The organism is Segetibacter koreensis DSM 18137, assembly GCF_000374045.1.
In the GTDB taxonomy this organism is placed as follows: domain Bacteria; phylum Bacteroidota; class Bacteroidia; order Chitinophagales; family Chitinophagaceae; genus Segetibacter; species Segetibacter koreensis.
Genome location: NZ_KB893330.1, coordinates 1 through 14,007 on the forward strand (window position 1 = coordinate 1; position 14,007 = coordinate 14,007).

Annotated in this window: 12 protein-coding genes and 1 tRNA gene; 5 read left to right on the forward strand and 8 right to left on the reverse strand. The window is 36.4% G+C overall.

The window, feature by feature from the left end:
* Positions 1-198: 198 nt before the first annotated feature.
* From B154_RS0114535 to B154_RS0114555, 5 genes are all read right to left on the reverse strand, one after another.
* Entirely contained in the window at positions 199-537 is a 339-nt protein-coding gene (locus tag B154_RS0114535; protein WP_018614986.1) for a CHC2 zinc finger domain-containing protein, read from the reverse strand.
* 387 nt (positions 538-924) lie between these two features.
* Entirely contained in the window at positions 925-1,209 is a 285-nt protein-coding gene (locus B154_RS0114540; protein ID WP_018614987.1) for a helix-turn-helix domain-containing protein, read from the reverse strand.
* Positions 1,210-1,296: 87 nt separating this feature from the next.
* Positions 1,297-2,019 carry a hypothetical protein gene (locus B154_RS0114545; RefSeq protein WP_018614988.1) on the reverse strand — a complete coding sequence of 241 codons (723 nt, stop codon included), beginning with the start codon at positions 2,017-2,019 and terminating at the stop codon, positions 1,297-1,299.
* 160 nt (positions 2,020-2,179) lie between these two features.
* Positions 2,180-2,254: transfer RNA gene (locus B154_RS0114550), tRNA-Arg, on the reverse strand.
* Between the two features lie 22 nt (positions 2,255-2,276).
* Entirely contained in the window at positions 2,277-2,855 is a 579-nt protein-coding gene (locus B154_RS0114555; RefSeq protein ID WP_018614989.1) for a MarC family protein, read from the reverse strand.
* 750 nt (positions 2,856-3,605) lie between these two features.
* On the opposite strand from B154_RS0114555, the gene B154_RS0114560 reads away from it, so the two are divergent.
* Positions 3,606-4,175 carry a UbiX family flavin prenyltransferase gene (locus tag B154_RS0114560; protein ID WP_018614990.1) on the forward strand — a complete coding sequence of 190 codons (570 nt, stop codon included), beginning with the start codon at positions 3,606-3,608 and terminating at the stop codon, positions 4,173-4,175.
* A gap of 71 nt (positions 4,176-4,246) precedes the next feature.
* On the opposite strand, the gene B154_RS0114565 is transcribed toward B154_RS0114560, so the two are convergent.
* A complete protein-coding gene (locus tag B154_RS0114565) occupies positions 4,247-4,882 on the reverse strand; it encodes a deoxynucleoside kinase (RefSeq protein WP_018614991.1) in 636 nt (211 codons plus the stop codon).
* Between the two features lie 60 nt (positions 4,883-4,942).
* Complete coding sequence (gene trpS, locus B154_RS0114570; RefSeq protein ID WP_018614992.1) at positions 4,943-6,007, reverse strand: tryptophan--tRNA ligase; 1,065 nt, start codon at positions 6,005-6,007, stop codon at positions 4,943-4,945.
* 255 nt (positions 6,008-6,262) lie between these two features.
* Between trpS and B154_RS0114575 the strand changes: the two genes are divergently transcribed.
* The 3 genes from B154_RS0114575 to B154_RS33910 all read left to right on the forward strand — a co-directional run bounded on the left by B154_RS0114575 (position 6,263) and on the right by B154_RS33910 (position 10,900).
* Complete coding sequence (locus tag B154_RS0114575; protein WP_018614993.1) at positions 6,263-6,817, forward strand: GNAT family N-acetyltransferase; 555 nt, start codon at positions 6,263-6,265, stop codon at positions 6,815-6,817.
* A gap of 151 nt (positions 6,818-6,968) precedes the next feature.
* Complete coding sequence (locus B154_RS0114580) at positions 6,969-7,943, forward strand: Gfo/Idh/MocA family protein (RefSeq protein WP_018614994.1); 975 nt, start codon at positions 6,969-6,971, stop codon at positions 7,941-7,943.
* 1,166 nt (positions 7,944-9,109) lie between these two features.
* Positions 9,110-10,900 (forward strand): M1 family aminopeptidase, encoded by a 1,791-nt coding sequence (locus B154_RS33910; RefSeq protein WP_425423114.1) that lies wholly within the window; start codon positions 9,110-9,112, stop codon positions 10,898-10,900.
* A 58-nt stretch (positions 10,901-10,958) separates the two neighbouring features.
* On the opposite strand, the gene B154_RS0114590 is transcribed toward B154_RS33910, so the two are convergent.
* Positions 10,959-12,686, reverse strand: a complete 1,728-nt coding sequence (locus B154_RS0114590) for a phospho-sugar mutase (protein WP_018614996.1) — start codon at positions 12,684-12,686, stop codon at positions 10,959-10,961.
* Between the two features lie 187 nt (positions 12,687-12,873).
* Here B154_RS0114590 and B154_RS28660 point away from each other — a divergent pair, with 187 nt between their 5' ends.
* Positions 12,874-13,914 carry a DUF2279 domain-containing protein gene (locus B154_RS28660; RefSeq protein WP_169337672.1) on the forward strand — a complete coding sequence of 347 codons (1,041 nt, stop codon included), beginning with the start codon at positions 12,874-12,876 and terminating at the stop codon, positions 13,912-13,914.
* Positions 13,915-14,007 lie beyond the last annotated feature (93 nt).

The following is a 14,007-nucleotide window of genomic DNA, read 5'->3' on the forward strand; positions in this document are numbered from 1 at the left end:
ACTGGCATCATAAGTACAAGGCCGATTCTTATTGGTGAAACAATCCCGTCGGTGAAATTGGTTTTGCCTGCTTATAAGCACTTAACATTGTACAGCTATAGTACGGGGAAGAAAATTTTTAATCTTTAGCAGGCGCACTTATGATGCTTTATTAGTCAAACTCCAACCCTTACCCTTTCGCTTAACATCAATCCATTACTAAGGTGGCCTGGTGAAGAAAAAGTATTTGCATAACGTATTAAGAATTTTCGGAAGAAAAGAAAAAGATTGGGAGAGCTTCTGGAGAAATTCGGGTATAGAGCATTTGTAGTATAACATTCCAAAGTCTATTATACTTCCGCCTTTGCCTAAACCGTGATCATACCATAGATTTAATTTCCTGTTCACTTTAAATGATGCTTCCTTTTCTTCTCTTAACGGTGATAAATACCAGTAATCATTATTACGGATGCTTTCAGGATGGTATCCTAATTTTTCAAGGTACTCTACAATGTCTATCTGCTTCAATTCCTGGCAGGAAAAATAAGGGTGGTTCATGGGTAATTTTTTGATGCAGTGATAAAAACCTTTATAACTGCTTGTACTTTAATTATTTATTGTAGCATCAAACCGGCATCAGCGTTTAAAATTCGGCATCAACGCTATTTTTCTGATGCGATGTTGATGCGACTTTTGATGCGTATATTTCTTTGACTAAGAATTAGTTATAGCAACGGCATCAAAATCATCAAGATTATTGAGGTTAAAAACCTTTTTTTGATTCAAGTCGAAACCACAATCTCTATATCAAGCTGTTCCCCAAACACATGATTAAGAAAGACAAGCATCACCTGAAGCCAATGGTTTACGTACCTTCTTATAATAGGTCGTACCAATACGCACATATTCCATAAAACTAATTTTTGCGGTCACTAACTAAAGTCTCTACATATTTTTGTTGCCTCTGGTTAAGTAGGCAAGTATCTCCTGTTTATTAAAAAACACCCTTGACCCTATATAATGCTTCTTATAATAGCCTTGGCTGACATGACTGTCAACTGTTGGCTTGGAAACCTTTAGCATTTTACACACTTCGTGTTTTTTGAGATAAACATCGTTATCCTCTTTCTTAAGCGTTGAGAGTTCCTGCTTAATGGTCTGGTGGATGCACTCACGGAGCTGCTCGTAAAAATGCTCCGGAGTATCACTAAATAAAATGGAGGTAGACATATACTTGATTTTAGAAAGCAAATCTGCTAACAAAATCAAGTAAAAGAAAAGGAAGGTATACCCTTTTTAAGCAATTTGTAAGAGTGGTTATTTTTTAATGGCAGAATGCTCTTTTAGAATATTTTCAGCGAATGCTGAAACATCCTTTCCGAAAATTTCAGGATTGACTGCAATCTGCCGGATCTGTGGTATTAATTGTCCTTTTGCACTCACCGCACTTTTGCTTTGCAAAATCTTTTTATAAGAAAAGTTCTTCATCTCTTCAATTCTGCCTGGTATTCTGCTAAGCTTAAATTTTGCTGAGATAAATTCTTTTAGAGCAGTAGTGTCACGAATAAGAGTTTCATAGTGTAGCTCATTATTATTTATTTCTAAGTAAATGTGTGTAGCGATAACATACGTACGCACAGGAAAGTCTGCAGCAGATAAAGGTTCTCCATCCGCTGAAGGCTCTTCAAAATTCGAAGGACGATTATGCATTAAAAGGCTGACTTTGTTTAAAAACTGCTTTATCTCCTCCTTTTTAATAGAGGCATCCTTTTTCTCAAACAAGAACATCATTTGATTTTTTGTCTCTATGTTTTCCAGGATTTTTGTTACAGCTGCCAGTGCCAAAGACTTTTTATTCACTGTGGTTTCCTTTGTCAATTCGATTGCTACCTCAATAAGGAGATTTTCCAGATACAAAGCTGCTGAAATGGTAGGGTCATCTTTGCTGCAAAAACGAAAGTGGTACCATTTGAACTTTATATAATTATAAATGGAGGGATTGAAATTATAAATGAAATTTTGTATTACCCAATTGCTCATTTTAATCCTTTAAAATACTATGTGGCTTTTTAAAATGTAAAAAGATGAGGTAAGATAAGAAAAAGAGAAAAAAAGATGAAAATAACGGGCAACTACACAGGCAACTAAAGGACCTGCTGAACCCATAATCCACTGATAAGCAAAAAGTTATAAAACTAAATGGTGGCCTCGACAGGAATCGAACCTGTATCTGGAGCTTCGGAAACTCTTATACTATCCATTGTACTACGAGGCCGGGAGGGTTGCAAAAGTAATAGTTACTTGCCAAATTCACCTATATTACTTCCAAATATCTTTACAGCTATCGCTAGTAGTATTACCCCAAAAAATTTTCTTACTGCTATCAGGCCTGCTTCACCAAGCGCTTTTTCTATAAATCTTAAAGACTTTAATACTATATACACCAATACCAGGTTTACCAAAATGCCTAATAAAATATTTATTTCGTCATAGTTGGCTTTTAAAGACATTACGGTAGTTAAAGTGCCCGAGCCGGCAATAATCGGAAAGGCGACCGGTACCACTGTACCTGCACGCGCATCTTTTTCACTTTTAAATATTTCATGCCCTAACACCATTTCCAACCCTAATAAAAAAATAACAATAGAACCACCAACTGCAAAAGAGTGGACAGTCACTCCAAGCAATTTTAGTAAAGGCTCACCCACATACAGAAAAACAATCATAAACAATCCGGAAATCACCGTGGCTCTGAATTCCCTGATACCTCCAAGTTTGTTATGAAGTGAAATAAGCAGCGGTATCGATCCTATTGCGTCAATTACTGCAAAAAGCGTAAAACTTACCGTAAGGAATTGCTGTAAATTAAATTTCATTCCATTGATTTATTACAAAATTAACCTCTGCGATTAAAACAAGTTTTTAATCACCATATTTCTTTTCCGCATTCTTTTCCTTTACGTGGAGTTAGTTACTTTGAACTTAAAGATCACCAAATAAAAAAGGGCCAGGATAGAAATCCAGCCCGTTTTTAATCCAATATTCTATGAAAAACCATTTATATAGACTGTAGTAAAAGAAGGAAGTTGCAATGAGTGATAAGTTTTTTTTGTGATATGCTTTTTATAGAAACACTTATACTTTTAAACATGCCTATTTTTTTGATCTTTCCAGTAAGGGAGGTAAAATGAACAGAGAAAAAAACAGATTAGTTAAGCAAAGAGCAAAAAAAAGGGCCAGGATAGAAATCCAGCCCTGTTTTTAATCCAATATTCTATGAAAAACCATTTGTATAGAGGTAATTTAAAAATATAAAGTTGCAAACCGGTTAAATAAATGCCAGCGTGAAATTGAGGCTTATAATCCATTTAAGCAGATAACAAGGCGGTAAAGCAGAAATATAGGTAACAAAAAAGGGCAAAGGATAGACATCCTGCCCCGTTGAATCCAATATTCTATGAAAAACGCCTTAAATATACCTTTATTTATAATATTTTAAAATAGTTGGAAAATTATTTTTAATTATTGTTATTAACAAAAGGGAAGAAACTGCCGTAATAAATTATTTTTAAACCCTTTCATAAAAAACCAAGTAGTAGTTTTACCTCATATTCTATTCTTTTCGCATGGCAAATAAAATACTGGTAGCTATCAGCGGTGCAAGCGGCTCTATTTATCCTAAACTTTTAATTGATAGATTGTTAACAATAAAAGATCAATGGGCAGAACTTAGTGTTGTAATGAGCACAAATGCAAAACAAATCTGGGCAGCAGAATTAGGAAATGAAGACTTTAAAAACCTGCCGGTTCACTTCTACGAAAAGAATGATTTTAATGCACCATTTGCTTCAGGCTCCGCAAAATTCAATATAATGATAGTGTCGCCATGCAGTATGGGTGCTCTGTCGCGAATTGCTACAGGCATAAGTAATGACCTGGTGACCCGGGCAGCAGACGTTATATTAAAAGAAAGAAGAAAATTGTTATTAATGCTTAGGGAGACCCCATACAATCTTATACATATCAGGAACATGGAAGCCGTCACGCTTGCAGGAGGAATAATATGCCCCGCTACTCCGTCTTTTTACAGCAGGCCCAAAACAATTGAAGATGCGGCAATGACTGTGGTAGATCGTTTGCTAGACCTTTCAGGTTTAGACATTGCCTCTTACCGATGGGGTTCAAAAGCAGATTAGTTTTTTTTGTTTTACTTAAATGATAATGGAAACTAAAAATGCTTAAAGTCTAAATTCCCTTAAAAATCGTTTTAAAATAACCCAAACAACTGAGCGTCAATTTTATTAATAATAATTCCGAGGTCTTCCTCATTTTCTGCAAAATTATTTTTATCTACATTAATTACCAGCAAAGGACCTTCTCTATAACTTTCTGTCCACTTATTATAGTATTCGTTTAGTTTTTTTAAGTAATCTAGGCGTATATTTTCTTCGTACTCCCTTCCTCGTTTCTGTATTTGCCCAACAAGTGTTGGCACAGATGCCTGTAGGTAAATAAGCAGGTCAGGAGGCTTTACCATTGATTTCAGTGTCTTAAAAAACTGGTAATAATTGTCAAAATCCCTTTTGCTCATCAAACCCATATCATGCAGGTTGGGTGCAAAAATATTGGCATCTTCATAAATTGTTCTGTCCTGTATTATCGTTTCTGTACCTCTCTCAATTTCAAGCAACTGGTTTAAACGGCTGTTTAAAAAATATATTTGCAGGTTAAAACTCCACCTAGGCATATCCTCGTAGAAATCCATTAAATACGGGTTATTCGCTACGTCTTCAAACTGCGGAATCCATTTATAATGTTTACTTAGAGCTTCTGTTAACGTTGTTTTACCGGCGCCAATATTGCCTGCAACTGCTATATGCTTCGGTTTCGTTGGTTTTTCCATTCAGTGATAATTACCTTGGTTTCAAAAAGTAGGTTGAGTAAAAAATTAAAAATAATATTATCAAAAGTATTTTAATCCCATACTTTCCCTTACCAGCAGCATTGTAGCCTTTGCACTTTTTCTTGCTTTTTCTGCGCCAACTTCCATTACCTGCTTCAGATAGATCTCATCACCTAATATATCTTCTACCCTTCCACGTATTGGCGATATAAAATTGACCATGTCTTCTGCCAACTGCTTTTTCATATCTCCATACCTGATATGGCAATTTTTATAATCATTCTCAAACTTATTGATTACATCATTACCAGAAACAAGTTTCATCAGCAGAAAAAGGTTTTCTATATAATCGGGTTTCTCCGAATTTGGTTCCGAAGGCCCCATATCAGTTTTAGCTTTCATCACCTTTTTTCTAATCATGTCATCTGTATCCGCAAGATACAAGGTTGCCATCTGGTTTTCACTCTTACTCATTTTACCTGTTCCGTCGAGACTAGGCACTTTTACCAATTGTTCGCTATAATTAAACGCCTGGGGTTCGGGAAACACATCTCCGTATCGGTGATTAAAACGATTGACAAAGTTTCTTGCCATCTCCAGGTGCTGCTCCTGGTCTTTTCCTACCGGTACCAGGGATGCGCGATGAAGAATAATGTCTGCCGCCTGCAAAACAGGGTAAGTTAGTAGTCCGGCATTAACGTTTTCAGGCTGCAGACGCACTTTGTCTTTAAAAGTTGCCGTCTTTTCCAGCTCGCCCTTATAAGCAAGCATATTCAAATACAGGTACAGTTCTGATGTTTCGTACACGTGGCTTTGACAATATAGTGCTGCCTTTTCAGGATCAAGGCCACATGCAATATTTTCTGCCAGCACCCTATGAACATTTGCTTTTAGGTGTCTTGTATCTGGATGAGTGGTCAGCGAATGCAAGTCGGCTACCATGAAAAAACATTCGAACTCATCCTGCATCCGCACATAATTACGAATTGCACCAAAGTAATTCCCAAGGTGCAAAAATCCGGTGGGTCTTATCCCACTCATTACAATTGGTTTCTTTCCTTCCATAAAGACGGCGAAGATAAGGAATGGAAAAGAGTTATAAAATGATGAAAAGGAAATGTTCATTAGTTTTGGCAGTTATCTTTACCAACTTGACATTTGCACCTTATTTATCATCCTTAACGATACAATTACTATTGCTGGCTCTTGACTTTACGTTTAAAGGCCTTCCAAAATCAAACAAATTGAACACCCTAAATTTGTGTCATTTATAGTTTTAATGATTTATAGCTTTACGTTGAGAGCGAGCATATATTCGAACAATAAATTAAACAATTGCATATAATTTATTAGAAATAATTTTTTTATAAAAAAACTTTCATGATTAAATTAGAATACTTTGATCGGGAAGATTTTCAACAGTTGATAGAGTGGATGAACAGTGAGCATTTAATAACCAATTGGGCAGGGTCGCTGTTTAAATATCCTTTAACCGAAGATAGCCTTGATTGGTACATAGAGGATACCAATAAAATAGACTCGTCTGACGCGTTTATTTATAAAGCTGTAAGTACTATAACCGGCAAAACTGTGGGTCATATATCTTTAGGAAGCATAAGCGACAAAAACAGGTCTGCAAGAATTAGTCGTGTGCTGGTAGGGAACACAGTGGAGCGCGGAAAAGGCGTTTGCACAGGAATGATAAAAGCCATTCTAAAAATAGGATTCGAAGATTTGAAATTACACAGAATAAGTTTAGGGGTATATGACTTTAATACTTCAGCAATCCGATGTTACGAAAAAGCAGGATTTGTAAAAGAAGGATTAATGAGAGACGTATTAAGATATGACGAAAATACTTATTGGAGCCTTATTGAAATGAGTATTCTGGAAGATGAATGGAAAAAATTGCAGAAAACGCATTTGATGAATTAGCAGAAATTTTAAAAAGAAAACCAGAATGGTGTTTTCTTAGACCACAGATATAACTTCAATTAATAATCCATTTGTAATTTCCTCTACAATCCTTTTTAATGCTGTTAATCGTGGTTCTGTATCTTTACAAGTATTAAATATATGAATAGCTATGCTGAAGATAGGTGTATTTGGAGTTGGACATTTGGGAAAATTTCATTTGAATAACTGGAAAGAGATTGAGGGAGTAAAAGTGATTGGCTTTTATGATCCGGCAAACGAAATGGCGAAAGAAGTTGCTGAAAAATATAACCTGAAAAGATTTACCGACCCAAATAAACTTATGGATACCTGCGACGCCGCCGACATTGTTGCACCAACCAATTATCATTTTGAATTGTGTGAAAAGGCTATTCGAAAAGGAAAACATGTTTTTGTAGAAAAGCCGCTTGCCAATACGATTCAAGAGGGAAGGTTACTTGTAAACATGGCACGGGAAGCAAATATAAAAATGCAGGTAGGTCACGTCGAAAGATTTAACCCTGCCTTCCTTGCAATTAAAGACATGAAGCTTAAGCCTATGTTTATAGAAGTGCACCGCCTTGCACAGTTTAATCCGCGCGGCACCGAAGTAAGCGTGATACTTGACCTGATGATTCATGACATTGATATTATTTTAAGTATTGTAAACAGTGATGTCAAAAATATTTCAGCAAGCGGCGTTGCTGTTATGACCGATACTCCTGATATAGCCAACGTACGGATAGAGTTTAACAATGGCTGTGTTGCCAACCTCACCAGCAGCCGTATAAGTATGAAGAAAATGCGGAAGATACGCATGTTTCAAAAAGACAGCTACATTGGTATTGACTTTTTGGAAAAGAAAACAGAAATAATAAAACTAAAGCAGCCCGAAGACGCAAACGTTTTTTCATTTGATATTGAAACACCAGGCGGGAAAAAAACAATAGCCGTTGCTAATCCGCCAATAAAAGATGTAAATGCTATAAAGCTCGAACTTGAAGCTTTTGCAGACTCAATCATCAATAATAAACCTACTGTTGTGACCGAAATTGATGGGTTTCTTGCCATGGAAGTAGCTCACCAGATTTTGGAAAAGATAAGCCGCTCTAGGTCTTTATCATAAGCTTAAAAATATTTGGATAGAAATAGTAGAAAGTTTATCAACAAACCTTAATTTTTAATGTGCCGTGGCAATCCTTTATAGGTTGAGCACTAAAAGATTGGCAAAAAAAATAAAATTTTTATTGTATTTAAAAAGAGAACCGAACCTTATTAATTAGTCTTTTTTATCTTCATTCATCAATTCTCGTCTGTGTGACTAAAACTATTCTTATTATATGCCTCCTTCTACTTTCTAACGTATTATTTGCACAACATAAGTATTGGCAGCAAAACGTAAATTTTACTATAAACGTTTCACTTAATGATACTGATAATACCCTTGACGCCTTTGAAACAATTGAATATACAAATCATTCTCCGGATACTTTACGCTTTATATGGTTTCACATATGGCCAAACGCATATAAAAACGATCGCACAGCCTTCAGCGAACAACTATTGAAAGAAAGAAGAACTGATTTTTATTTTTCAAAACCAGAAGAAAAAGGATACATTAATCAACTCGACTTTAAAGCCGATGGCAGCAATGCGACGATTATAAATGATACCAATAACATTGATATTATAAAGATTATTTTACCAAAGCCTTTGCCACCCGAAAATAAGACGATTATCACTACGCCTTTCAAAGTCAGGCTTCCTTATAATTTTTCACGTGGTGGACATGTGGGCAATGATTACCAGGTTACGCAATGGTTTCCAAAACCAGCGGTATATGACTGGCAGGGCTGGCACCAGATGCCTTACCTTGACCAGGGAGAATTTTATGCGGAATTCGGAAGTTTTGATGTAGAAATAACAGCTCCCTCAGCCTACGTTATAGCGGCGACTGGTACATTACAGGATGCTGCAACTTCGCAGCAGCTTAAAGAAAAAGGCCACCATACCATAGAAGGCACAACTAAAACATGGCATTATAAACAGGATAGCATTCATGATTTTGCCTGGTTTGCCAGTAAAGATTTTATTGTAAAACATGATACAGCTATTCTTCCTTCTAAAAAAATTATTGATGTTTTTTCCTATTATAGAGAAGGTTCAAAAGGGTGGAATAAAAGTATTGCGTACGCTAAGGATGGATTGAGAAAATACAGTACTTGGTTAGGCGATTATCCGTATGCGTCTGCAACTGTTGTACAGGGAAGTGAGAACCAAAACAGCGGCGGCATGGAGTACCCGACAATAACATTGATAACAACCCAGGAAAGCGGTGAGGAACTTGATGTGACAATAGTACACGAAATTGGTCATAACTGGTTTTATGGAGCCCTTGCCAGCAACGAACGAACGCATCCATGGATGGATGAGGGAATGAATAGTTTTTACGAAAAAAGATATGAAAAAGATAAATACGATTCACATTACAAAAAATCTTTCCTCTCATTAAAAAAACATTTACCTGTTGATGAAGAAGAAATGTTCTTCAACTCGATTGTAAAAATTAATAAAGNCCAGCCAATAGAAACACCTTCAGAAGATTTCACACTCATCAATTATGATCTGGTGGTGTATTATAAAACCAGCAAGTGGATGGAAGAACTGGAAGATGTTTTGGGAAAAGATGTATTTGAAAACTGCATGCGAAATTATTACCGCACCTGGAAATTTAAGCATCCTTATCCTGAAGATTTTAAACAAAGTATAGAACAAACCAGCAGAAGAAATCTTGACAGTATTTTTAATTTACTTCATACAACCGGGCCAATTTCTTCTGTCAAAAAAAAAACCATTAAACCTTCTTTGCTTTTTAATTTTAATGATTCCCCAAAGTATAATTATATAAATATTGCTCCTGCTATTGGTTATAATAGTTATGATAATATAATGGCAGGCGCGCTTATTCATAACTATACCTTACCCTTTACAAAAGTTCAGTATGTTGGCGGTGCAATGTATGCTACCAGCTCAAAAAAGATAAATGGATTTGCCCACGTCTCCTATAATATTTATCACAAGGCTTATCATCTCAATACATCTTTAGGTTATATTTCCTATTCACAAAATGATTTTACAACGAGTGATAATAATAAATTAATTCTTCCTGTGAAGCGTTGGACACCTTCGGTAAAAATCACCTTTTTTGATAAAGACGTCCATTCTTCCCGCCATTTTACTGCTCAATGGAAAACATTTTTATTAAATGAAGGCACACTAAATTTTAAAACAGTGTTCTCTCCTACTGATACAACAGACGTAGCAAGTGTCACTGACAATCATTCATACATCAATCGCTTGTCTTTCGTTATCAGTGATGACCGCATCTTATTTCCTTATAGTCTCAACGTATCTGCCGACCAGGGAAGAGATTTTGTAAGGGCTGGCCTGACTGCTAAATATTTTTTCAACTACCCCGATGGAAAATCAGGAATGACTGCACGTTTTTTTGCAGGAAAATTTATGTACCTAAACCCAAAAAAAAATATTACAAGCTTTAATAATGAACGATATTTTTTAAATATAAGCGCACCCTCTGGCAACGAAGATTATACTTATAGCGATTATTTTATTGGAAGAAATGAATTTGATGGATGGAAAAGCCAGCAGGTAATGGAACGGGATGGTTTTTTTAAAGTCAATACCAACCTTTTAAGCAATAAGATTGGCAAATCTGATAATTGGATCATGAGTGTTAACCTTGCTTCAGACCTGCCTGACAATGTTAATCCATTGCGCATTTTGCCTATAACAATTCCAATAAAAATTTTTGCTGATGTAGGAACTTATGCTGAAGCATGGCGAGATAACCCTGCTTCGGGCCGTTTTATTTATGATGCCGGCATTCAGTTACCCCTCTTTAACTCATTTATAAATATCTATGTTCCTTTAATTTACTCAAAAGTTTTCCGGGACTATTATAAAACTACCGTAACAGAAAAAAGGTTCCTAAAAACGATCTCATTTAATATTGATTTGCAAAAATTACAGTTGAAAAGCTTTGTAAAAGAAATTCCATTATAAACCAAGGGAGGCTGTCTCACAACTAATGAGACAACCTCTCTATGGATAAATAATTTGCTTATTTAAGTTTCAAATCTTTAATTATTGCCTGTATTTTATCATCCATTTTCTTTTGAGTTTCTTCAAATTTTTCAACACTTTCAAGGTGGGTCTTCACGCTGAAATAAAATTTAATTTTTGGTTCTGTTCCGCTTGGTCTTGCAGATATTTTTGAACCATCTTCGAGTATGAACTGCAGCACATTGCTTTTTGGTAATTCTATATCCCAGACGTTTCCTGATTGAAGGTTTTTACCAACCTTTGTCTGGTAGTCTAGTAATTGAACGACAGGAGTACCGGCAATAGTGGCTGGCGGATTTGCACGATATTCTTGCATCATCTCTGCAATTTCTTCTGCGCCACGCATACCTTTTTTTGTTATCGATATCAATGACTCTTTATAATAGCCGTATTGCACATATAAGTCCAGCAGTTTCTCAAACAAGCTGCGCCCCTTGTTTTTTTCATAAGCTGCCATTTCACAAAGTAGTGCAACTGCAGAAATTGCATCTTTGTCACGCAGTTGATCACCTATCATCAGTCCGTAACTTTCCTCACCGCCTATTATAAAATTTTCTTTGCCCAATTTTTCGGTTATCAATTCAGCTATCCATTTAAACCCTGTAAGAACATTATAACAGGTAACACCGTTTGCCGCAGCTATATCATCGATCAGGTTTGTAGTAACTATGGTTTTCACTACCATATCGTTCGGTTGAGCAATTCCTTTTGCCTTGCGTGCTTCGATCATGTAATTAAAAGCAAGAACAGCAGTCTGGTTGCCATTCATTAGAACCCACTCTCCCTTAGGATTTTTTATGGCGATACCTACCCTATCACTATCTGGGTCAGTTCCCAATAAAATATCTGCATCCAGTTCCTTTGCTTTTTTGAGCCCTATGCTCATCGCTTCACTTTCTTCAGGATTTGGATAAACAACGGTAGGAAAATTACCATCCGGGGTTGCCTGCTCTTCCACTATATGCACGTTGGTAAAACCAAAGCGTTCTAATACCTGAGGTACCAGGGTAATACCTGTACCATGTATGGGTGTATAAACAATTTTAAGGTCTTTTTGTTTTTCTATTACTTCAGGGTAAATGCTTAAACTTTTTACCATATCAACAAAAGCCTCATCCATGCCCTTGCCCAGTATGGAGATATTGGCTTCACCCCCACTCCATTGCACTTCATCTACGCTGGTAATAGCATCTACTTCTTCAATCACGTTTTTATCGTGTGGCGGTACCAGTTGTCCTCCATCGTTCCAATACGCTTTGTACCCGTTGTATTCTTTAGGATTGTGCGAAGCGGTAAGTACAAGGCCCGCATGGCAATTCAAATGGCGAATGGTAAAAGACAATTCAGGCGTCGGTCTCAGATCTTCAAACAAATAGACTTTAATGCCGTTTGCAGCAAAAACATTTGCTGCAGTCTCGGCAAAATACCGGCTGTTGTTTCTGCAATCATGTGCAATTGCTACTTTTATTTCAGCATTTCCATACACTTTTTTCAGGTAGTTGGCAAAGCCCTGTGTCGCCATTCCTACTGTAAATTTATTCATCCGGTTTGTGCCTACGCCCATAATTCCCCGAAGGCCACCAGTACCAAATTCAAGATTACGATAAAATGATTCTGCAAGTTCATCAGGAGAAGAGGATTGCATACGTTTTATTTCCTCTTTAGTCTCCTGGTCATAATTACCATTCAACCATACATTTACTTTTTCTAAGATAGCAGCGTCCATATGTTTTAGCTTTTATTGAAAATACATAATTATAGTACCAGCTTTTGTAACTCCGGTTAATCATCCTTGCGACGCTCCGTTTATCACAACAACAACATCAACCGTTTTTTAAGCAAGTTTAAGAATTTTTAACGATTAAAACCTTCAAAAATAAACTCTAATGTATTTAAACCCGTACGTTTGGCAAATGAAGAATGCCCTTATGCTCAAAAAATACGCTTTAAGTATATATGTGTTCATTATTTCATTTTCCCCATTATGCATAGCGGCGCAAAATATAGAGAAATTAGAATCTCCTCTTTCCTTTCACCAAAAAGATTCGGTTACTTATTTAACTCCCCACCCATCAACTGAAAATTTTCAAAATTCAACATACCATTCAACACAAAACAGGATCAAGATAATTGCGGCTACTAATATTATTGGTTACGGCGCGGCCATGGCTGGTTTGTATAGCGACTGGTACAGCAACTACCCACAGACTCATTTTCATTTTTTCAATGATAACCACGAGTGGAAACAGGTAGATAAAGTTGGTCATGCCTATAGTGCTTACGTTGAAAGTAATGGCAGTATGGAACTGTGGCGTTGGGCAGGAATGAAACGGAAACAACGTATTTGGATAGGAGGATTAAGTGGTATCGCTTACCAGACAGTAATTGAAACGCTTGATGGATTTAGTTCACAATGGGGCTGGAGCTGGGGAGACTTTGGGGCAAATGTTTTCGGGAGTGGATTGGTAATAAGCCAGGAGCTTGCGTGGAATGATCAACGAATTCATATGAAATTTTCAACGCATAAAAAAAATTATGGCTCTCCTGACTTCAATCAACGGGCAGATCAATTGTATGGAAAAACGTTTGGCGAACGCCTCATAAAAGATTACAATGCACAAACGTATTGGCTAAGTGCCAACCTAAAATCTTTTATGCCTGCAAGCAATCTGCCTTCGTGGTTAAATATAGCGGTGGGATATGGTGCTGATGGAATGTTTGGTGCAGTATCTAATGTAGGAAAAGATGAACGTGGCGATATAAATTTTGACCGCAGAGACGTTACCCGATATAGGCAATACTATATTTCGCCTGATATTGATCTTACTAAAATTAAAACGCGTCACACTTTGGTAAGGCTAGCATTGGTTGCACTTAACTGTTTTAAGTTTCCTGCACCGTCGTTAGAATATAACTCTAAAGGACAACTTGCCTTTCATTTTATTCATTTTTAGTGTTTTATTAAATAAAAACATTTGTGCCGGCATCAATTTTCAACATTTTATGTTTATTTGTACAAGATATTAAAGTATGCAAAACATAGTTAT

Coding starts and splice junctions, on each gene's coding strand:
- B154_RS0114555 (WP_018614989.1), bottom strand. CDS start 2,855: ATGAAATTTAATTTACAGCAATTCCTTACGGTAAGTTTTACGCTTTTT.
- B154_RS0114580 (WP_018614994.1), top strand. CDS start 6,969: ATGCTGAAGATAGGTGTATTTGGAGTTGGACATTTGGGAAAATTTCAT.
- B154_RS28660 (WP_169337672.1), top strand. CDS start 12,874: ATGAAGAATGCCCTTATGCTCAAAAAATACGCTTTAAGTATATATGTG.
- B154_RS0114560 (WP_018614990.1), top strand. CDS start 3,606: ATGGCAAATAAAATACTGGTAGCTATCAGCGGTGCAAGCGGCTCTATT.
- trpS (WP_018614992.1), bottom strand. CDS start 6,007: ATGAACATTTCCTTTTCATCATTTTATAACTCTTTTCCATTCCTTATC.
- B154_RS0114575 (WP_018614993.1), top strand. CDS start 6,263: ATGATTAAATTAGAATACTTTGATCGGGAAGATTTTCAACAGTTGATA.
- B154_RS0114540 (WP_018614987.1), bottom strand. CDS start 1,209: ATGTCTACCTCCATTTTATTTAGTGATACTCCGGAGCATTTTTACGAG.
- B154_RS0114565 (WP_018614991.1), bottom strand. CDS start 4,882: ATGGAAAAACCAACGAAACCGAAGCATATAGCAGTTGCAGGCAATATT.
- B154_RS0114590 (WP_018614996.1), bottom strand. CDS start 12,686: ATGGACGCTGCTATCTTAGAAAAAGTAAATGTATGGTTGAATGGTAAT.
- B154_RS0114545 (WP_018614988.1), bottom strand. CDS start 2,019: ATGAGCAATTGGGTAATACAAAATTTCATTTATAATTTCAATCCCTCC.
- B154_RS0114535 (WP_018614986.1), bottom strand. CDS start 537: ATGAACCACCCTTATTTTTCCTGCCAGGAATTGAAGCAGATAGACATT.